The organism is Xanthomonas sontii, assembly GCF_040529055.1.
GTDB lineage: Bacteria > Pseudomonadota > Gammaproteobacteria > Xanthomonadales > Xanthomonadaceae > Xanthomonas_A > Xanthomonas_A sontii.
The window spans coordinates 357277-375336 of the sequence record NZ_CP132342.1 but is presented as its reverse complement, the minus strand read 5'-3'; the positions used below and the strand labels follow the sequence as shown (position 1 = coordinate 375336).

The 18060-nt window shown below is 70.0% G+C and carries 21 protein-coding genes and 2 tRNA genes; 11 read left to right on the top strand and 12 right to left on the bottom strand.

What is annotated here, in order from left to right; translation table 11 throughout:
- The first annotated feature begins 174 nt into the window (after positions 1-174).
- A complete protein-coding gene (gene rplM, locus RAB70_RS01675) occupies positions 175-603 on the top strand; it encodes a 50S ribosomal protein L13 (protein WP_010341420.1) in 429 nt (142 codons plus the stop codon).
- Between the two features lie 2 nt (positions 604-605).
- On the top strand, positions 606-998 hold the full coding sequence (rpsI, locus tag RAB70_RS01670) for a 30S ribosomal protein S9 (RefSeq protein WP_010341421.1): 393 nt from the start codon (positions 606-608) through the stop codon (positions 996-998).
- A gap of 478 nt (positions 999-1476) precedes the next feature.
- Here the strand turns inward: rpsI and RAB70_RS01665 are convergent.
- A tRNA-Gln gene (locus RAB70_RS01665) sits at positions 1477-1551 on the bottom strand.
- Between the two features lie 41 nt (positions 1552-1592).
- Positions 1593-1669, bottom strand: a tRNA-Met gene (locus RAB70_RS01660).
- 120 nt (positions 1670-1789) lie between these two features.
- Here RAB70_RS01660 and RAB70_RS01655 point away from each other — a divergent pair.
- From RAB70_RS01655 to RAB70_RS01640, 4 genes are all read left to right on the top strand, one after another.
- Complete coding sequence (locus RAB70_RS01655) at positions 1790-2401, top strand: RNA pyrophosphohydrolase (protein ID WP_010341422.1); 612 nt, start codon at positions 1790-1792, stop codon at positions 2399-2401.
- An 80-nt stretch (positions 2402-2481) separates the two neighbouring features.
- Positions 2482-2691, top strand: coding sequence for a bacterioferritin-associated ferredoxin (locus RAB70_RS01650; protein ID WP_017912292.1), 210 nt, complete (start codon positions 2482-2484; stop codon positions 2689-2691).
- A 103-nt stretch (positions 2692-2794) separates the two neighbouring features.
- A complete protein-coding gene (bfr, locus tag RAB70_RS01645; protein ID WP_017910327.1) occupies positions 2795-3265 on the top strand; it encodes a bacterioferritin in 471 nt (156 codons plus the stop codon).
- Positions 3266-3272: 7 nt separating this feature from the next.
- The gene (locus tag RAB70_RS01640; RefSeq protein ID WP_148829502.1) at positions 3273-3800 is read left to right on the top strand and encodes a hypothetical protein; all 528 of its coding nucleotides are present in this window, start codon (positions 3273-3275) and stop codon (positions 3798-3800) included.
- A gap of 242 nt (positions 3801-4042) precedes the next feature.
- Here the strand turns inward: RAB70_RS01640 and RAB70_RS01635 are convergent, their stop codons facing one another.
- The 3 genes from RAB70_RS01635 to RAB70_RS01625 are packed head-to-tail and all read right to left on the bottom strand — an operon-like array spanning position 4043 to position 9344.
- The gene (locus tag RAB70_RS01635; protein ID WP_148829501.1) at positions 4043-6736 is read right to left on the bottom strand and encodes a hybrid sensor histidine kinase/response regulator; all 2694 of its coding nucleotides are present in this window, start codon (positions 6734-6736) and stop codon (positions 4043-4045) included.
- 2 nt (positions 6737-6738) lie between these two features.
- Positions 6739-8673 (bottom strand): EAL domain-containing protein, encoded by a 1935-nt coding sequence (locus RAB70_RS01630; RefSeq protein ID WP_148829500.1) that lies wholly within the window; start codon positions 8671-8673, stop codon positions 6739-6741.
- Between the two features lie 41 nt (positions 8674-8714).
- The gene (locus RAB70_RS01625) at positions 8715-9344 is read right to left on the bottom strand and encodes a DUF4126 domain-containing protein (RefSeq protein WP_017912459.1); all 630 of its coding nucleotides are present in this window, start codon (positions 9342-9344) and stop codon (positions 8715-8717) included.
- A 185-nt stretch (positions 9345-9529) separates the two neighbouring features.
- Between RAB70_RS01625 and RAB70_RS01620 the strand changes: the two genes are divergently transcribed.
- From RAB70_RS01620 to RAB70_RS01600, 5 genes are read left to right on the top strand one after another with little or no spacing between them, the layout of a single operon-like run.
- Positions 9530-10264: a DUF6776 family protein gene (locus RAB70_RS01620; RefSeq protein WP_017912460.1), complete on the top strand. Its 735-nt coding sequence runs from the start codon at positions 9530-9532 to the stop codon at positions 10262-10264.
- Positions 10265-10271: 7 nt separating this feature from the next.
- Complete coding sequence (locus tag RAB70_RS01615) at positions 10272-10721, top strand: polymer-forming cytoskeletal protein (protein WP_017908989.1); 450 nt, start codon at positions 10272-10274, stop codon at positions 10719-10721.
- A gap of 31 nt (positions 10722-10752) precedes the next feature.
- Positions 10753-11139 carry an iron-sulfur cluster insertion protein ErpA gene (gene erpA, locus RAB70_RS01610; RefSeq protein ID WP_017908990.1) on the top strand — a complete coding sequence of 129 codons (387 nt, stop codon included), beginning with the start codon at positions 10753-10755 and terminating at the stop codon, positions 11137-11139.
- 48 nt (positions 11140-11187) lie between these two features.
- Positions 11188-12117 carry an NAD(+) diphosphatase gene (gene nudC / locus RAB70_RS01605; protein WP_043093567.1) on the top strand — a complete coding sequence of 310 codons (930 nt, stop codon included), beginning with the start codon at positions 11188-11190 and terminating at the stop codon, positions 12115-12117.
- 52 nt (positions 12118-12169) lie between these two features.
- Positions 12170-13066 (top strand): membrane protein, encoded by an 897-nt coding sequence (locus tag RAB70_RS01600; protein ID WP_017909100.1) that lies wholly within the window; start codon positions 12170-12172, stop codon positions 13064-13066.
- Between the two features lie 73 nt (positions 13067-13139).
- On the opposite strand, the gene RAB70_RS01595 is transcribed toward RAB70_RS01600, so the two are convergent.
- From RAB70_RS01595 to RAB70_RS01565, 7 genes are all read right to left on the bottom strand, one after another.
- Positions 13140-13547, bottom strand: coding sequence for a DUF2752 domain-containing protein (locus tag RAB70_RS01595; protein WP_017908847.1), 408 nt, complete (start codon positions 13545-13547; stop codon positions 13140-13142).
- Between the two features lie 5 nt (positions 13548-13552).
- The gene (locus RAB70_RS01590) at positions 13553-13891 is read right to left on the bottom strand and encodes a CD225/dispanin family protein (protein ID WP_026144348.1); all 339 of its coding nucleotides are present in this window, start codon (positions 13889-13891) and stop codon (positions 13553-13555) included.
- A gap of 76 nt (positions 13892-13967) precedes the next feature.
- Positions 13968-14390, bottom strand: coding sequence for a DUF2752 domain-containing protein (locus tag RAB70_RS01585; protein WP_017908845.1), 423 nt, complete (start codon positions 14388-14390; stop codon positions 13968-13970).
- 56 nt (positions 14391-14446) lie between these two features.
- Positions 14447-14728: a CD225/dispanin family protein gene (locus RAB70_RS01580; protein ID WP_148829499.1), complete on the bottom strand. Its 282-nt coding sequence runs from the start codon at positions 14726-14728 to the stop codon at positions 14447-14449.
- 46 nt (positions 14729-14774) lie between these two features.
- The gene (locus RAB70_RS01575) at positions 14775-15002 is read right to left on the bottom strand and encodes a CD225/dispanin family protein (protein WP_017915514.1); all 228 of its coding nucleotides are present in this window, start codon (positions 15000-15002) and stop codon (positions 14775-14777) included.
- Between the two features lie 153 nt (positions 15003-15155).
- A complete protein-coding gene (locus RAB70_RS01570) occupies positions 15156-17078 on the bottom strand; it encodes an MFS transporter (protein ID WP_148829497.1) in 1923 nt (640 codons plus the stop codon).
- Between the two features lie 27 nt (positions 17079-17105).
- Positions 17106-18050 carry a LysR family transcriptional regulator gene (locus tag RAB70_RS01565; RefSeq protein WP_148829496.1) on the bottom strand — a complete coding sequence of 315 codons (945 nt, stop codon included), beginning with the start codon at positions 18048-18050 and terminating at the stop codon, positions 17106-17108.
- Positions 18051-18060 lie beyond the last annotated feature (10 nt).

Genomic DNA, 18060 nt, shown 5'->3' with positions numbered 1-18060 from the left:
CGGCCGGCGCACTGCCAAGCGCGCCGCCTGCCCGATCTCCGCCGGTCATGGGTGGACTTGCGCCGGCCGGCCTGGCCGCGTAGAATTTCGCCTCTTGCGTTTTTGCAATTCACAACGCGTGGCAAAGTTCCGGCCGTTCGCTGCAGGAATCCGCCCGACCAACCGAGTCTGATCATGAGCACCTTCACTGCTAAGTCCGAGACCGTCCAGCGCGACTGGTATCTCGTCGACGCCGCCGGCAAAACGCTGGGCCGGCTTTCCACCGAACTGGCCCGCCGCCTGCGCGGCAAGCACAAGCCGGTCTACACCCCGCACGTCGATACCGGCGATTACCTGGTGGTGATCAACGCCGAGAAGATCGTCGTCACCGGCAACAAGCTCAAGGACAAGAAGTACCACCGCTTCACCGGCTACATCGGCAACCTGAAGACCGAGAGCCTGGAGCAGGCGCTGGAGCGCCACCCGGAGCGCGTGATCGAAATCGCGGTCAAGGGCATGCTGCCCAAGGGCCCGCTGGGCCGCGCGATGTACCGCAAGCTCAAGGTCTATTCCGGTGCGGAGCATCCGCACGCCGCTCAGCAGCCGCAGGTTCTGGATATCTAATCATGGCGATTTCGCAAAACTACGGCACTGGCCGCCGCAAGTCCTCCACCGCCCGCGTGTTCCTGCGCAAGGGCACCGGCAACATCTCCGTCAACGGCCGTCCGCTGGACGAGTTCTTCGGCCGCGAGACCGCGCGCATGATCGTGCGCCAGCCGCTGGAGCTGACCAAGAACACCGAAAGTTTCGACATCCTGGTCACCGCCACCGGCGGCGGCACCACCGGCCAGGCCGGTGCGATCCGCCTGGGCATCGCCCGTGCGCTGGTCGAGTACGACGAAACCCTGAAGACCGAGCTGCGCAAGGCCGGCTTCATGACCCGCGACGCCCGCGAAGTCGAGCGTAAGAAGGTCGGTCTGCACAAGGCCCGTCGCGCCACCCAGTTCTCCAAGCGCTGATCCATCGCGCCTGGCGTGGGCTCCCTCGGGAGCCTGCTGGGGACCAAGCAAAAGCCCGGCTTCGGCCGGGCTTTTGTCGTTCTAGGGTTGTGGTTTGTGCTGGCAAGTGCAGTGGTGGTCGTCGAGGCTCTGCCTCGTTGGATCTGCTCACGGGCTTGGGCGATCGCCGGCCTGATTGGAGGTCCGGGGTCGCTGGGAGGTTTCCTGCCTCACGCTCGAGGTCGCGCGCCCTGCTGCCGAAATGCTTCCGATGAAGTTCATAGGCTCGCGCCTGCTTCCAACGATCCGCATTCCATCTGGTGGAGTAGCCCCCTTGGAGTCCAAGGGGGCGCGCCGACAGGCGCGGGGATGTGGAAGCGTAAGGGCTGGGGCCCACCTCTTGCGCAGCAATAGGTGGGGCGTAGGCGCGAAGCGCCTGCGCAAATCTCGCGCCAAATAAAAAAGAAGGCCGATCTTGCGATCGGCCTTCTTTTTTATTTGGCTGCCCCGGATGGATTCGAACCACCGAATGCCTGAGTCAGAGTCAGGTGCCTTACCGCTTGGCGACGGGGCAATGTGGACTGCAAGTATCGCACGCCTCGGGCGTACACACCATGGTGGCTATGGGTGGACTCGAACCACCGACCCCAGCATTATGAGTGCTGTGCTCTAACCGGCTGAGCTACATAGCCCTGGTGAACCGCCAATTCTTATGGAGAAGCGGGCGGCTGTCAACGGGTTTCTGCGCTGCTTGTGGCCCGGCCGCAGCCATGGCAGAGTCGGAGCCAGTAGATTTTTCAGGAGTCCGCATCGTGATCGATCCGGACGGCTATCGACCGAACGTAGGCATCGTGCTGATGCGGCCGGATGGTCAGGTGTTCTGGGCACGCCGTGTGCGCCGGGACGGCTGGCAGTTCCCGCAAGGCGGCATGAACACCGACGAGACCCCGGTGGAGGCCATGTACCGCGAGTTGCGCGAAGAAACCGGGCTGTTGCCCGAGCATGTGGAAGTGCTCGGAGCCACCCCCGGTTGGCTGCGCTATCGCCTGCCCAGCCGGGCCATCCGCCGCAACGAGCGCCAGGTCTGCATCGGCCAGAAGCAGGTCTGGTTCCTGCTGCGGATGCAGTGCGACGAGAGCCAGCTGAACCTGGAACTGACCGAGACGCCGGAGTTCGACCACTGGCGCTGGGTCGATTTCTGGTACCCGGTGGAGCACGTGGTGCTGTTCAAGCGCGGGGTCTACGCGCGGGCGCTGCGCCACCTGGCGCCGCTGGCGCAGACCATCGCCGGCGCCGGCATCCGCGCCATGCCGACCCTGGCCCAGGAGGCCTGGTTGCCGGGCAATACGGCGGGCCACGAGCGGCCGCGCAAGCGTCCACGCAAGCGCGGCGGACCCTGGGCGGCGCGGATTAATAACGATTAACGGGCGGAATTGACAACCATTCTCACTTTGGTTTGAATGGGCGCCAGGCGCAGTCCGCGCCGTCCGCCGCCAAGCCCGCCGTGTACGTCTGCATCTGCAATGGGGTCACCGATCGCCAGATCCGCGAAGCCGCCGAAGCCGGCTGCCGCAGCGTGTCCGAACTGACCATGCGCACGGGCTGCGGGGCCACCTGCGGCTCCTGCCTGGACATGGCCGGCGACCTGCTGGAGCGCGCGCTGAGCCGCGAGCTGCCCCTGCCGGTGCTCGGCGGCCTGGCCCGCGCCGCCTGAGGCCGTCGCCGCGCTGCAGCGCGGGATGATCACGATTCGCGTTCCTTCACGTCGCAGCGCGATTCGCTAGAGTCTGCGCTTTCCGGCTTACGCGAGCGATGCAATGAAGGGCGACAGCAAAGTCATCGAGTTCCTCAACAAGGTCCTCTACAACGAGCTGACCGCGATCAACCAGTACTTCCTGCACGCCAAGATGCTGAAGAACTGGGGCCTGAAGGAACTGGCCGAGCACGAGTACAAGGAATCCATCGACGAGATGAAGCACGCCGACAAGCTGGCGGACCGCATCCTGTTCCTCGAGGGGCTCCCCAACTTCCAGGCGCTGGGCAAGCTGCGCATCGGCGAGAACCCCAAGGAAATCCTCGAGTGCGACCTGGCGCTGGAACAGGACGGCACGGTCACCCTGCGCGAAGGCATCGCCTACGCCGAATCGATCCAGGACTACGTCAGCCGCCAGCTCCTGGCCGACATCCTGGAATCGGAAGAAGAGCACATCGACTGGCTGGAAACCCAGCTCGACCTGATCGACCGGATCGGCGAGCCGAACTACCTGCTGACCAAGCTCGACGACTGAATCGTCGGTGCATGAGGCCGCGGCGCTGGCCTGTGTCCGCGCCGCGCAGGATGTTGTTCGCTCTGCGCTACGGGATGGCGCTGACATGCCACGTGCAGGAGTCAACTGTCATGCAGCCGCGACGCGTGGCTGGCGCAAGGACGCCGCTGATCCCGCGCAGCGGCACACGCTGCTTCTGCGCGAATCCATGGTGACGACATGGCACCCGCATCGTGCGGCGTTGCCCTTTCTGTTGGAACGGCTTCTGCCGCGACGCGTTGCAGGGCCGAACGTCGCCGCTGATCCCGAACAGCAGCACGTGCCGCTCCTGCGCGAATCCATGCGGCCGACATGGCATCGGCATCGCACCACCTCGCTCTCCTGTGGGAGCGGCTTCAGCCGCGACGCGTTGATGGTGATCGTCGCGGTTGAAGCCGTTTCTGCACGCACCGGGCAGGCGGCGACTGCGGCGGTACGGCGCAAGCGCAGCGAGACCTTCCTGTGCGGACCACCGCAACACGTCGCTGTTGAATCTCGCGGCGCCCTCTGCGCGTGATCGCAGGCGGAGCATGCGGCTTGGCGAAGGTCATGCAGGTGCACCACGACAGCCATGCATGCACAGCGCCACTGTTCCTGTAAGAGCGGCTTCAGCCGCGATGGCGTTAGCGGTAACGCCTTGTCGCGCGGAAGCGCTCCTACAAGAAAGGCAGTAGGCCGTGCGTCGATGTCTTCGATGCACTGTGGCCGGGTCTTGCGGGCGATCGTGTGCCTGCAGACGCGCCGTAGCGCGATACCGCGCTAGGGTTCGGCGGGTTCGGCGGGTTCGGCGGTGTCGCGGACGCTGGCGCGGTAGCCGTTCAGTGCCAGGCGCGCACGCGCGAACTCGGCGATCACCAGGGCGACCGCGACCACGGGGCGATCCAGCGTGCCGGTGCGCACGCCCGACTCGATGCGCAGCGCCGCCGCCGACAGCGCCAGCGCGCCGAGGTTGGCGGCCGAGGACTTCAGCGTGTGCGCCGCCTCGCGCAGCACGTCGCTCTGCGCCGTCGCCGCAGCCTGCTCCAGGCGCTGGATCAGCAGCGGCGCATCGGCCAGGAACAGCTCGACGATCTGCGCCACGCTGACCGAGCCGATGACCTCGCGCAACTCGTCGAGCACGGCGATCTCCAGCACCGACGCCGGCACCGCTGAAGGCGGTTCCGGATCGTCTGCCTCCGGCGCGGCGAGCGGCAGCGTCGACGTTGCGGTGGCGCCGCGCGATGCCAGGTCCTGGTCCAACGCAGGCGCTGCCGGGGGGACGTCGAGCGTGGCGTGATCGGGCGATGGCAGCGAGGCGGTCGACGTGGTGGTGGGGCTGGACGCCGTGGCGGCGTCCGTCGTGTGCAGGGTGGTGTGGCGGGTGTCCTGCGCTTCGACGTGCACCGCGTCGGCGAGCGCATCCGCCGCTGGCCCGCTGGCGATCGCCGCGGACCCGTGCGCGGCTGCATCCGCCTCCGGCGCGAACGCCGCGCTGGCCGGCGCGACCGCCGGCTGCAGCGGCAGCCAGCGCTGCAGGCAGTCCTCCAGCCGCGCGCGGTCGAGCGGCTTGGACAGGTAATCGTCCATGCCGGCATCGAGGCAGCGCTGGCGGTCGCCGGCCATCGCATTGGCGGTCATCGCCACGATCGGCAGGCGCGGGCGCGACGCATCGGCCTCGCGCTGGCGCCACTGCCGGGTGGCGGCGTAGCCGTCCAGCACCGGCATCTGGCAGTCCATCATCACCAGGTCGTACGGCTGCCGCGACAACTGCGCCAATGCGGCGGCGCCGTCCTCGACGCTGTCGGCGTGGTGGCCGAGCGATTCCAGCAGCCGCCGCGCCACCATCAGGTTGACCGGATTGTCCTCGACCAGCAGCAGGCGGTAGCCGCTGCGCGGCGGCGGCGCGTCGGCCACGACGGTCGTCGGTTCCGCAGTGCGGGCCGGTGCGGGGGCGTCCATGACGTCCGTCGCGAAGGCGTCGTGGTAGAACGCGTCGGCGGTGTCGGCGCCATCGCCAGCGGTCTCGCTGGCCAGGCTCGGCGTCGCCGGGGCCAGCGCCAGCATGCTGCGCAGGTCGATGTCCGCCGCCTGCCGCGACAGCAGCGCGCCGTGCGCGCGGATTTCCTCGGGAATGTCGGCCTCGCCGTACAGCCAGATCAGCCGCGCGGTCTGCGGCGCCGGCAGGCGCGCCACCGCCCGTTGCAGGGCGCGCGCGCTCTGCCGCAGGCCGTCCAGGTCGCCGATCACCAGATCGTAGGTCGGGCGCACGCTACCGCCACTGCCGTTGCCGCGCAGCCGCTCCAGCGCCTCCTGGGTCGAATCGACCTTGCTCACCTGCACGCCCCAGTTCGGCAGCAGCACGCTCAGGCGCTGCTGCAGGCGCTGGTCGGCGCCGACCAGCAGCGCATGCAGCCGCGGCAGGCCGCCCGGATTCTGCGGCAGGTCGCCGATCACCTTCAGCAGCGGGATCTCGAACCAGAACGTGGCGCCCTGGCCCTGCCGCGACGCCACGCCGATGCGCCCGCCCATCAGCTCGACGATGCGCTTGCAGATGGTCAGGCCCAGCCCGGTGCCGCCGTACAGGCGGGTGGTGGAGGCGTCGGCCTGGGTGAAGGCCTGGAACAGGTGCTCCTGGCGCTCGGCGCTGATGCCGATGCCGGTGTCGCGCATCTCGAAGCGCAGCAGGTGCTGTGCCGGGGTCTCGCCGAGCCGGCGCACGCTCAGGTCGATGCCGCCGCGCGCGGTGAACTTGACCGCGTTGCCGAGCAGGTTGCTCAGCACCTGGCGCAGGCGCACCGGGTCGCCGCGCACCGGCAGGCGCACCGCCGGGTCCAGTTGCAGCGCCATGCGCAGGCCCTTGGCCTCGGCCGCGCGCTGCATCAGCTCCAGCACGCCGTCGAGCAGTTCGCGCAGGTTGAAGGTGGTGATCTCCAGCTCCAGCCGGTTCGCTTCCAGCTTGGAGTAGTCCAGGATGTCGTCGACGATGCGCAGCAGTTGCAGCGAGGAGGTGTTGGCCGCGCGCAGCATCTCGCGCTGGTCCAGGCCGAGCGGGCCGCGCCCGATCAGTTCCAGCATCGGGATGATGCCGTTGAGCGGGGTGCGGATCTCGTGGCTCATCGTCGCCAGGAACTCGCCCTTGGCCAGCACGGCGGCCTCGGCGGCCTGCTTGGCCTGCAGCAGTTCCTGTTCCAGCCGCTCGCGCACGTGCACGTCGTGCTGCAGGGCGTTGCGCTCGGACTCGGCCAGCGCGGCACGCGCCAGCGCCGCATCCAGGCGTTCGATCTGCTGGCGCGCGCGGCAGCCAGCCAGGGTGGCCAGCGCGGCGGCGGCGGCCATGCACAGCGGCGCCAGCCAATGCCACAGCGGCGGCAACGGCAGCGCCAGCGGCGGCAGTGCCAGCAAGGTGCCGGCGACGGCGAGCGCCGCGGCGAAGGTCGCCGGCCGCGGAACGGGCCGACGTCTGCGGACGGACATGGCTAGAGCACCGCGTTCTGGAAGTCGAAGTTCAGCTGGTCGCCGACCGACTGCACCAGGTTGCCCTGGATGAAGTCGACCCCGCCCATCCACATCGCGGCCGCGGCCTGCGCCTGTTCGATCTGCTGGCCGATGATCAGCAGGCCGGCGCGGTGTGCCAGGTCGATGGTGGCGCGCAGCTGGTCGCGCAGTTCGGGATCGGCATGCGCGCCGGCGAAGCGTGCCGACAGGCGCAGATAACCCAGCGGCAGATGCGCCAGTAGCGCTTCGGCCTCGGCGCCCGGTTCGAACTGGCTGATGCAGAACTGCACGCCCAGCGGCATCAGCCGTGCGCAGAACTGCTGCAGCGTGGCGGTGTGGACCAGCGCATCGTCCAGGCGCAGGTCGATCACCAGCGAGGTGCCGGTGACGCCGCGCCGGCCGATGGTGTCGATCAGCCATTCGGCGAAGGCGGTGCGCGCCAGCGTGCGCGTGGACTGCGAGACGAACAGGCGCAGCGGCGGAGTGGCGTGCTGGTACAGATGCAGCAGGCCCAGCGCGTGGTCCAGCACCTGCTGGTCGAGGTCGGCGAGGCGTCCGCCGGCCTCGGCGGCCGGCAGCACCTGGCCGGCCGAGAGCAGGCTGCCGTCGCGCTGGCGCAGGCGCAGCAGGACCTGGTACTGGGCGATGTCGCCGCCGGCGACGGCGACGATCGGCTGGTAGGCCGGTTCCAGTTGTCCCTCCAGCATCGCGATGCGCTGCAGGTCCTCGTCGGTGCGCGGCGGCACGTAGGCGGCGATGCTCTGCGGATGCAGCCGCGCCTGCAGCGCGGTGCGTTCGACCGCTTCGAGCGCGCTGCCGGCGTCCTCGAAGCCATGGCCGAAGTCGGCGTAGCCGATCGCGCAGCGCAGGTGCAGCGCCTCGTCCTCGCGCAACGGGAAGGCGTGGCCGGACAGCGTGTCGCGCAGGCTCTGCGCGCGTTGCCGCTGCGCGTCGGCATCGGCGTCGTCGGCCAGCAGCAGGAAGCTGTTGTCGTTGAGCCGCGCCAGCGGCTGCGGCGCGGTGATGCCGGCCAGGCGGCGCCCGGCCTGCACCATCAGCCGCTCGAACGCAGCATAGCCATAGCGTTCGCGCAGGCCGAGCGCGCTGGCGATCTCGATGAAGTACAGGCTGCCGGGGCGGCGCGCGCGCAGCGTCGTGTCCAGCAACTGCAGCACGTGGGCGCGGGTCGGCAGGCCGGTCTCGGGATTGTTCAGCGGCACCGCCTCGGCGTGGCCTTGCTGGGCCTGCTGGCGGGCGCGGCGGATGCGGTTGGAGACCGCGGCGATCAGGTGCCGCGGCCGGATCGGCTTGGTCAGGAAGTCGTCGGCGCCGCTGTCGAGCACTTCGTATTCCAGTTCCGGATCGGCGTCGCCGGACAGGAACACGATCGGCAGCAGCTGGTGCTGCGGCTGCTGGCGGATCAGCGCGGTCAGGCGCATGCCGTCCAGTCCCGGCATGTGCAGGTCCATCAGGATCAGGTCCGGCCGGTAGTCGACGATGGCCTGCTGCACGCCTTCGGCCTGCATCTGCACCTGCGCATGCATGCCGGCGCCATGCAGCACGCTCTGCGCGAACAGCGCCTGCGCGCGATCGTCCTCGACGATCAGCACGCGGTACGGCGCGGCCGCGGCCGGTGTGGCGGGACCGGGGGCGGCGTCGGCGACGACGAAGGCGGCTGCGTTGGCGTCGGCGGTGCCGTCGTCGTGCTCGCTGCCGGCCAGTGGCGTGGCGGCTGCCGCCAGTTCGGTGGGCACCGGAGCGGCCATGCCATCACCGGCGGCGGGATCGGCGGGCGCCGCGCGCTCCGCGTCGCCGACCCAGCGCCGCCAGTAGTGCGGCGGCGGGGTCTCGGCGCGGACATGGCGCGCGCGCGCGTCCTCGCGAAGGGAAAGCGGAGCGGTGTCGTTGGCGGGCATCGCGTCTGGTTCCTGGGGCGCGTCCAATTATGCGACGAAGTTCACGATGGCTGTGCGCCGGGGTGCGAGACGTTGCCGGCCGGTGCCGTCGGCGAGGCCAGCAGGCGGCGCATGCCCCGCCACAGCAGGCGCCATGTCCACCACACCAGCAACGCGCCGAGCGCGCTCGCCGCCAGCACGACGGCCAGTGCCAGCCACGGGTGCGCGAGGGCCAGGGCCAGCGCGGCGATCACCACCGAATCCTCGGCCAGCGAGGCGATCCAGTTGCTGGCCGGCTCCGGCGAGGTGTTGAGCAGGGCGCGGGTGCCGGCCTTGAGCGCGTGGCTGGTCAGCGCCACGCCCGCGCCGGTGGCCAGCGCGCCGGCGCTCAGCTGGCCGTCGGGCGAAAGCGTGGCCGCGGCCAGGAAGGCGCCGGCCGGAATCCGGGTCAGGGTCTGCAGCAGGTCCCACACCGAATCCACGCCGGGGATCTTGTCGGCGAAGAACTCGGCCAGCGCCAGCGCGCCGGAGGTGCCGAGCACCCACCACGACTGCGTCGCCTGCAGCGCCGGCGGCAGCTCCAGCCAGCCGAGCAGGCCGGCCAGGCCGATGCCGAACACGGTCAGGTAGACGCGGATGCCGGCCAGCCAGGCCAGCAGGATGCCGATTACGAAGAGATGGGCGTCGGTCATGGCAGGCGCTCCTGCAAAGCACGGATGCCGGTCACTATCGGCCAAGCCCGCCACGAAGGCCAGCCCGCGGCGCGGGCCGGCCGCGCAGTCCGGCGCCGCTCAGGAGGGTGGCTTACACTAGATGGCCCAGCAGGCCGACCCGCGAGGATCGACGCCGGCGCCGCCTCGGTGGCGCGGCAGCGCGCATGAACCGACCCGTTCCCCGTTTCCAGATCGTGCCCAATGGCGCCGCGCCCCGCCGTGGCCGCGGGCTGTGGTTGCTGCTCGCCGGGCTGTGGCTGCTGTCGCTGGCCCTGACCTGGTGGCTGGCCAGCCGCCAGGCCGCGCCGCGGCTCGGTGCGGTCAGCGCGCAGTTGCGCGAGGCCGAACGCAACCTGCAGGCGCAGCAGCGGCAGATCGAGACGCTCAACCAGCGCCAGGCGACCCTGGCCCGTTCCGACCAGATCAGCCGCGCCGCCAACAACGAGGTGCAGAGTTCGCTGGCCGAGCGCGACGAGGAGATCGCCGGGCTGCGTGCCGACGTGGCGTTCTACGAGCGCCTGGTCGGCGCGACCAGCCAGCGCAAGGGCCTGAGCGTGCATTCGGTGGAGTTCTCCGCCGAGGCCGGCGGCACCTGGCGCTACAACGTGGTGCTGACCCAGAACCTCAACCGCGGCGCGATCAGCCAGGGGCAGCTGCGGCTGACCGTGGAAGGCGTGCGCGGCGGCAAACTGACCAGCGTCGGCTGGGACGAACTGCACCAGAAGACCGGTGTGCCCGGGCAGGACTACTCGTTCCGCTACTTCCAGCAACTGGACGGCAGCGTGATCCTGCCCAAGGGCTTCACCCCGCAACGGGTGCGGGTGGCATTGAGCGGCGGCGGGGCGCCGGTCAGCCAGACCTTCGATTGGACATTGGCCGGTAACGGCAAAGGGGAATAATCAGCCTATGTTTGGGAACAAGAACAGCCGCAACAGCGGCCAGACCGTGGTCGATACGCTGATCGGCGCGCAGGTGGTGATCCGCGGCGACCTGGTGTTCAGCGGCGGCCTCTACGTGGAAGGGCGCATCCTCGGCAAGGTCGTGGCCGAAGACGGTGCGCCGGCCACGCTGACCCTGTCCGAGCACGGCAGTATCGAGGGCGAGGTGCGCGCACCGGTGGTGATCATCAACGGCCAGCTGATCGGCGACGTGCATGCCGCCGAGCGCGTGGAACTGGCGTCGAAGGCGCGGGTGCAGGGCAACGTGCACTACCAGGTGGTGGAGATGAACGCCGGCGCGCAGCTGACCGGGCGCCTGATCCACGCCGGCAGCCTCGCCGCGCTGGCGCCGCCGGAAGCGCACCGCGAGGCCGCCGGCGACGCCGAGCCGCCGCGCGCGCTCACCGCCGAGGCTTGATTCGGCCGTCCGCCGTCCCCATTCTCCCGCCATGAGCACTCTTGTCTCCCTGCCCGGCGCCGCGCCCACGCCCGACTACCAGTCGCTGGACCGGCCGTTGAACTTCACCGCGGCCGCCGCGGCCAAGGTGCGCGAGCTGATCCGCGAGGAAGGCAACGACGCGCTGGCGCTGCGCGTCTACATCCAGGGCGGCGGCTGTTCCGGCTTCCAGTACGGCTTCGAGTTCGACGAGAACCGCGCCGAGGACGACCTGGCGGTGCAGACCGACCAGGTCACCCTGCTGGTCGACCCGCTCAGCCTGCAATACCTGATGGGCGCGGAAGTGGATTACAGCGAAGGCCTGCACGGGGCGCAGTTCGTGATCCGCAATCCCAACGCCAAGACCACCTGCGGGTGCGGCAGCAGCTTCAGCGTGTAGACACGCTGCGGCTTGCGGGACGCACGGTTTGCCTGCACCCTGCGGCGCATGTCCGATCCGACGCCTGCCTCTTTCGCCTTCGCCGGTCCTGCGATCGACCGTGCCGATGCCGTACGCAACGACCCGGCCGCGCTGCGCCAGGCCTGGGAACAGGCCAGGGTGCTGGTGCTGGAAGCCGATGGCCAGGCGCATGCCGATGCCGACGGACGCCCGCTGATCGCCAGCGCCGCCGCCCTGGGCGCGCTGGCAGAGCAGGCCATCTTCCTTGGCCTGGACCAGGATCAGGCCTGGTTCGCGCTGGCCGCCGACGCGCTGCCGCAGGCGCTGGCGCCGCCGCAGCGCATCGACCTGCGCCGCGCCGCGGCCGAATGGCCGGCGCCGGAGGCGGGCCTGTTCGCCTACGCCCGCGCGATGCTGCACTGGCAATCGCGCACCCGCTTCTGCGGCGTGTGCGGCGGCACCATCGCGTTGCAGCGCGGCGGCTTCCTGGGCGTCTGCACGCAGTGCGCCAGCGAACACTATCCGCGGGTGGATCCGGCGGTGATCGTCGCGGTCAGCGATGGCCGGCGCCTGCTGCTGGGGCGCCAGGCGAGCTGGCCGGCGCGGCGCTACTCGGTGATCGCCGGCTTCGTCGAGCCCGGCGAATCGCTGGAACAGACGGTGGCGCGCGAGGTGGCCGAAGAGACCCAGGTGCGGGTGCGGCCTGGCAGCTGCCGTTACTACGGCGCGCAGCCGTGGCCGTTTCCCGGCGCGCTGATGCTGGGCTTCAGTGCGCAGGCGGAGGCGGACACGCCGCAGGTCGACGGCGAACTGGAAGACGCGCGCTGGTTCGAGCGCGAGGAGGTCGGCGCCGCGCTGGCGCGCCTGGCGGCGCAGGGCGACAGTGCCGACGATGGGCACGGCCTGCGTCTGCCGCCACGCATCTCCATCGCCCGCGCGCTGATCGAGGATTGGTACCGGCACGGCGCGCCGGCCTGACCGCGCCGGCACGTTCCGCGCACCCGCTTCAGAACGGTCCCGGAGGACCTGCATGTTCACGACCCTCGTCGCTGTGATCGTCGCCCTGGTGCTGGGCCATGTCGCGCCCGGCATGGTGGCCTCGTTGCGCCGCTTCGACGCCTTCGGCGACTGGCTGAGCTGGCTGGATACGCATGCCGGCGAGGGCAGCGCCTGGCGCGGCCGCTACGGCATCGCGCTGGCGCTGCTGCCGCCGCTGCTGCTGGTCGGCCTGCTGCAATGGCTGCTGGCGGCGCCGCACCTGGGCCTGCTGACCCTGCTGTTCGGGATCGTGGTGCTGGCCTTCAGCTGGGGCCCGCGCGACCTGGACACCGACGTCGAGGCGATCATCGACGCCGATGACGCCAGCGCGCGACGCCTGGCTGTGGCGCACCTGCAGGCCGATGGCGGGCCGCTGCGTGAGGATCCGGCCGGGCTGGTCGAGGCGGTGGCGGTCAGCGCGCTGCGCCGCTGGTTCGCGGTGCTGTTCTGGTTCCTGTTGCTGGGGCCGTTCGGCGCGCTGGGTTATCGGCTGCTGGCGCTGGCCGCGGTCGGCCCCTATGCCGCGCGGCTGCCGCCGGCGACCGCCGCCGGCGCGCGCGCATTGCTGGCGGCGCTGGAATGGCCGGTGGCGCACCTGATGACCTTCTCGCTGGCCCTGGTCGGCAATTTCGAAGCGGTGTTCGGCGCCTGGCGCGCCGCTGGCGGCAAGCGGTGGCAACTGGACACCGGCTTTCTCGGGCCGGTGGCCTGCGCCAGCGTGCGCGGCGAACTCGATGCCGAGGCGCACGACTACAGCGACGCGGGCATGGTGGTGCCGGCGCTGCGGCGCCTGCCCGAACTGCGCGATGCGATGAGCCAGGTGTGGCGGGTGCTGCTGCTGTGGCTGGTGCTGCTGGCGCTGCTGGTGATCGCCGGTTGGGTCAGCTGAGCCAGGCGCCGAGAATCGCCTACGCGCAGGCGCTTGCTCGCGCCCGGTGCGAATCGCAAGGTGTTGCGTCCGGCTAGTGCGGCGCCAGCAGGGTGAACGGAAACCACGGCAGGTTGCGCGCGATCCAGTAGCCCGGCAGGGCGACCAGCCAGAAATTCGGCCGCGAGACCACGCTCACGACTGGCGCAAACCAGGCCGCGCGCCAGCCGGCCTTCCAGGCGATCAGGCCCGGCAACAGGGCCAGGCCCAGCATTGCGCCGGGATTCATCGCGAACGCGCCGACCGGGTCCAGGTGCACCAGCGCATGCAGGGCGCGGGTCATGCCGCAGCCCGGGCAGTAATAGCCGGTGAGCGCATGGAACATGCACGGCGCGAACGGGTTGTTCGCGGCATTGGGATCGAAGCGGTACAGCAGCGTGGCGCCGCCGGCCGCGAACGCGGCGGCGGCGCCCAGGCACGCCCGTTGTTGCCAGGCGCGCATGCCGATCAGCTCGCGTGCTGCATCTGCTGCATGAACTCCATGTAGCCCTGCATGCCGCCGGTAGAGAGTTTGTAGGTGGTGAAGAGTATGCCGATGATGGCCAGCGCGGTGGTCACCCAGCACCAGGTCTTGGCGGTGTTGGAGGCGCGACGCGCACCCTCCAGGTCGCCCTGGTTGAGCAGGCCGTTGACCTTGCTGGAGAACACGATGGCGACGATGCCGGTGATCAACGACGGGCAGCAAAAGCAGAAGCCAAGCACCGTCGAGATGATCGCCCAGGCCAGATGGTTGGGGACCGGGCCGGGAGCGGGCGGCGGCGGCGTGACAGGGCTGACGGTGCTCATGTGGATCTCCTCGAGGGGTGGCGCACGGCAGTCGGTGAGTCTAGACGAGTCGCTGCGGTGCGGAGGTGGCGGGCCGTCAGTGCGGCGCGAGCAGCGTGAAGGGATACCAGGGCAGATTGCGCAGCAGCGCATAGCCGAGCAGCACCCATAGCCATAATCGCGGGTCGGCGAGGATCTTCAGCAGCGGCGCGAGCGGGCGCAGGCGCAGGCCGGCGGCGTTGAGCGCCATGATCGCCAGCAGCGGCAGTGCCACCACCAGCAGGGGATTGCTGGTCCAGGCATGGGCCAGGTCCAGGTGCACCAGCGCGTGCAGGCAGCGGGTACTGCCGCAGCCGGGGCAATACAGGCCGGTGAGGGCGCGGAACGGGCAACCCGGTAGTGGATTGCCGGGGACATTGGGATCGACCCGGCGCAGCACCACGGTGGCGACCGCTGCGGCGCCGCTCAGTGCGGCCAGCGGCAGCCAGCGGGGCAGGGACTGCAGGCGCTGAAGGGACATGGCAGGCGGACGATCGCGTGGCCGGCCGCCGTCGCAGGCGACGGCGGCCGCGGTGCTCAGGACATGGACGACTGCTGCATCATGCCCAGGCCGCCCAGGGCGAAGAGGAAGATCATGTACAGCACGATCAGCACCACCGAGGTGATCGCCGAGTAGATCGCCCACTTCTTGGCCTTGTCCGACGAATCGCGCGCACCGGCCACATCGCCCGCGGCGAGCTTGGTGTTGACCTGCGAGGCGTAGACGATGGACACGATGCCCAGCGGCAGACAGCAGAACAGCGTGGTCAGGATCGCCCAGACGAGGTTGTTGGACACTTGCGGTGCGGTGGTATTCATCCGTGTTACTCCGGTGGTTGGGTGGTGGAACGGGAAACGGTGGGGGTCAGTTGCCGGCCAGGCTGCCGATCGCCTCCAGCAGGATGGCCACGAAGATCCACACGACGACCAGGATCGGCGACGCGAGCGCCCACCAGCCGGCCTTGCGTGCGGCGGCGCGCGCGCCCTCGATGTCGCCGGCAGCGCGGCGGCCATCCACCTGCGCGGCGTAGACGATGGACACGATGCCCAGCGGCAGGCAGCAGAACAGCGTGGACAGGATCGCCCAGACCATGTTGTTGGGCACATAGACGCCCGCGTTGGGCGCTGCTGGTGGTTCGGGCTGGTTCACTGTCCGCTCGGTCCTTCGCATTGGACGCCACGGCCTGTGGCGTCTCCCCTGCGGTTAATTTACCCGAAGCGCGTGCCCAGGGCACCTGCGCCGCACTCAGGCGGCATCGCCACGCAGCCTTCTCACCTGCGCCTCCAGCGTCTCGGCGGTGGCCTGGGCCCCGGCCACCGGCGCATCGGCGATCACCTCGATGTGGGCGCGGAAACGCCGCGGCACGCGCATGCGCCGCAGTCGCGAATCGCGCTTGCTCCACATGCTGGTCCACATGTTGCGCAGCGCCATCGGCACCACCGGCACCGCGCGCCGGGCCAGGATCTTCTCCACGCCGGACTTGAACGCGGCGATCTCGCCGTCCTTGGTCAGCGCGCCTTCGGGAAAGATGCACACCAGCTCGCCCTCGGCCAGCGCGGCGTCGATGGCGTCGAACGCGCGCTGCATCAGCTCGGGATCCTCGCGCGCCCCGGCGATCGGAATCGCCTTGGCGGTGCGGAAGATCCAGCGCATCACCGGAATGTTGAAGATACGGTAGTACATGACGAAGCGCACCGGTCGCGGGATCGCCGCGGCCAGCACCAGCGCGTCCATGTAGCTGACGTGGTTGCACACGATCAGCGCCGCGTCCTCCTCGGGCACGTGGCGTTCGACGCCGTGCAGGCGCAGCCGGTACAGGGTGCGCACCATCACCCAGCTGAGGAAGCGCATCAGGAACTCGGGCACGATGCTGAAGATCCAGATCGCCACCACCGCGTTGGCGATGGCCAGCGCCAGGAACACCTGCGGGATGCTCAGCCCGGGCAGCGGGATGCGCATGCCGAACAGGTGCAGTTCCTGCATCTGCAGGACAATGCCGATCATCGCCGCCAGCACGATGAACAGCGAGTTCTGGATGTTGAGCCCGGCGATGACGCGCGACAGTTCCGCCTTCGGCGTGCGGCTCTGGATCAGCGCGAACAGCGGCACCACGAACAGGCCGGTGCACAGGCCGATGCCGACCAGGTCGAGCATGATCCGCCAGCTGCCGGCCTGGTGGACGAACTGGCCGATGCCCAGGCCGGTCTGCAGCGCGGCGCCAGGGCGGGCGAAGTACAGGTCGAGCATGAAGGCGCTGATGCCGAACGCGCCCAGCGGCACCAGGCCGATCTCGACGGTGCGCCCGGACAGCTTCTCGCACAGCAACGAGCCGGTGCCGGTGCCGATCGAGAACAGCGCCAGGGCGAAGATGTACAGGTCCTGCGCGCCGCCCAGGTTGAGTTCGGCGTAGGTCGGCAACTGCGCGGTGAGCACGGTGCCGACGAACCAGAACCAGGACACGCCGAGCACGGCGTTGCGCACCGCCAGCTGGCGCCGGGTCAGGCGCATGATCGCCAGCGATTCCGGCAGCGGGTTCCAGTTGATCTTCAGCTCGGGTGCGCCCGCGTCGACCTTGGGGATGCAGCGCGCCATCAGGTTGCCGGTGACCGCCAGCGCGACCACCGCGGTGGCGGCGGCCACCGGCCCGTGGCTGCCGGCGATCTGGAAGATCAGCCCGCCCAGGATCATGCCGCACAGGATCGAGATCGAGGTGCCCATCTCGACCAGGCCGTTGCCGCCGGTCAGTTCTTCCGGTTTGAGCACCGAGGGCAGGATCGAGTACTTCACCGGGCCGAACAGGGTCGACTGCAGGCCGGTGCAGAACAGCGCCACCAGCAGCACCGCCATGTTCTCGGTCAGGAAGCCGACCGCGGCCAGCGACATGATGCCGATCTCCATCGTGGTGGTGATGACCACCAGCCGCGACTTCTCCAGCTTCTCGGCGATCTGCCCGGCCAGCGAGGAGAACAGGAAGTACGGCAGGATGAACAGTGCCGGCGCTAGGTTGGTGTACAGCGTGCGCTGCTCCGGGGTCACGCCCAGGTAGAACAGCAGGCCGATGATCGCCTGCCGGTACACGTTGTCGTTGAACGCGCCCAGCGACTGGACCACGAAGAACGGCAGAAAGCGGCGTTGCCGCAGCAGGGCGAACTGGCTGTGGGCGGACATGCAGGCTCCTTTGCGAACGCGCGCAGCCTAGCAGGTTCGCCGCGCGCGCAGGCGCGGCATGCGGCGGCCGGTGCTGGCGCTGTCGGTTGCGGCCTGCAGGGCGTCGCGCTGGGCGCGCAGCAGGGCGATGAAGGCGCGTGCGGCGGGGGTCGGATCCGGCCGCCACACGGCGTAGGTGAGGAAGCGGAAGCGCTCGCGCAATGCCACCGTCGCCACGCCGTGCATGCCGGTGGCCATGGTCTGCGGCACCACCGCCAGGCCCAGGTCCTCGGCCACCAGTTGTCGCTGCAGGTCGGCATGGGTGACCTCGTACTGCAGGCGCTGGCGCAGGCCGGCGGCGGCGAAGGCGCGGTCGATGATGCCGCGCACGCCGGCGCCGGGGATCAGCCCGGCCATCGGCGCGTCTTCCAGGTCGCGCAGGGAGACCTGGCGGCGCGCGGCGAAGCGGTTGCCAGGTGCGGCGATCAGCGCCAGCGGTTCCTCGTGCAGCAGCAGGTGTTGCGGCGGCAGCGCCACGTGCGGGCCGACCCCGACCAGTGCCACGTCGAGCCGGCCTTCGCCCAGTTCCAGCAGCAGCGCATCGCTCATGCCGGTGCGCAGGTGCACGTCCACCGCGCTGTGCGCCTCGCGGAAGCGGCGCAGCACCGCCGGCACCTGCACCGCGTTCAACGAGGAGATCTGCCCGATCTGCAGGCGGCCGCGCACCGTGCCCAGGGTCTGGGCCATTTCCTCGTGCAGGCGTTCGGCGGCGCGCAGGGTGGCGCGCGCGTTGTGCAGGAACACCTCGCCGGCGGCGGTGGCCCGCACGTGGCGCGCCCCGCGCTCGAACAGGCGCGCGCCCAGCGCCTGCTCGATCTTGGCGATCTGGTGGCTCAGCGCCGACTGCACGGTGTGGCAACGGCGCGCGGCCGCGGTGAAGCTGCCTTCCTCGGCGACGGCGACGGCGAATTCGAGCTGGCGCAGGGTCAGCATGGCGCTGCCT

Excerpts from the sequence above, each read along its gene's own strand:
- RAB70_RS01585 (WP_017908845.1), bottom strand. The coding sequence starts at position 14,390 with ATGTCCCTTCAGCGCCTGCAGTCCCTGCCCCGCTGGCTGCCGCTGGCC.
- rplM (WP_010341420.1), top strand. The coding sequence starts at position 175 with ATGAGCACCTTCACTGCTAAGTCCGAGACCGTCCAGCGCGACTGGTAT.
- RAB70_RS01635 (WP_148829501.1), bottom strand. The coding sequence starts at position 6,736 with ATGTCCGTCCGCAGACGTCGGCCCGTTCCGCGGCCGGCGACCTTCGCC.
- RAB70_RS01620 (WP_017912460.1), top strand. The coding sequence starts at position 9,530 with ATGAACCGACCCGTTCCCCGTTTCCAGATCGTGCCCAATGGCGCCGCG.
- rpsI (WP_010341421.1), top strand. The coding sequence starts at position 606 with ATGGCGATTTCGCAAAACTACGGCACTGGCCGCCGCAAGTCCTCCACC.
- RAB70_RS01625 (WP_017912459.1), bottom strand. The coding sequence starts at position 9,344 with ATGACCGACGCCCATCTCTTCGTAATCGGCATCCTGCTGGCCTGGCTG.
- RAB70_RS01600 (WP_017909100.1), top strand. The coding sequence starts at position 12,170 with ATGTTCACGACCCTCGTCGCTGTGATCGTCGCCCTGGTGCTGGGCCAT.
- erpA (WP_017908990.1), top strand. The coding sequence starts at position 10,753 with ATGAGCACTCTTGTCTCCCTGCCCGGCGCCGCGCCCACGCCCGACTAC.
- bfr (WP_017910327.1), top strand. The coding sequence starts at position 2,795 with ATGAAGGGCGACAGCAAAGTCATCGAGTTCCTCAACAAGGTCCTCTAC.
- RAB70_RS01575 (WP_017915514.1), bottom strand. The coding sequence starts at position 15,002 with ATGGTCTGGGCGATCCTGTCCACGCTGTTCTGCTGCCTGCCGCTGGGC.
- RAB70_RS01615 (WP_017908989.1), top strand. The coding sequence starts at position 10,272 with ATGTTTGGGAACAAGAACAGCCGCAACAGCGGCCAGACCGTGGTCGAT.
- RAB70_RS01630 (WP_148829500.1), bottom strand. The coding sequence starts at position 8,673 with ATGCCCGCCAACGACACCGCTCCGCTTTCCCTTCGCGAGGACGCGCGC.
- RAB70_RS01590 (WP_026144348.1), bottom strand. The coding sequence starts at position 13,891 with ATGAGCACCGTCAGCCCTGTCACGCCGCCGCCGCCCGCTCCCGGCCCG.
- RAB70_RS01580 (WP_148829499.1), bottom strand. The coding sequence starts at position 14,728 with ATGAATACCACCGCACCGCAAGTGTCCAACAACCTCGTCTGGGCGATC.
- RAB70_RS01565 (WP_148829496.1), bottom strand. The coding sequence starts at position 18,050 with ATGCTGACCCTGCGCCAGCTCGAATTCGCCGTCGCCGTCGCCGAGGAA.
- RAB70_RS01595 (WP_017908847.1), bottom strand. The coding sequence starts at position 13,547 with ATGCGCGCCTGGCAACAACGGGCGTGCCTGGGCGCCGCCGCCGCGTTC.
- nudC (WP_043093567.1), top strand. The coding sequence starts at position 11,188 with ATGTCCGATCCGACGCCTGCCTCTTTCGCCTTCGCCGGTCCTGCGATC.
- RAB70_RS01570 (WP_148829497.1), bottom strand. The coding sequence starts at position 17,078 with ATGTCCGCCCACAGCCAGTTCGCCCTGCTGCGGCAACGCCGCTTTCTG.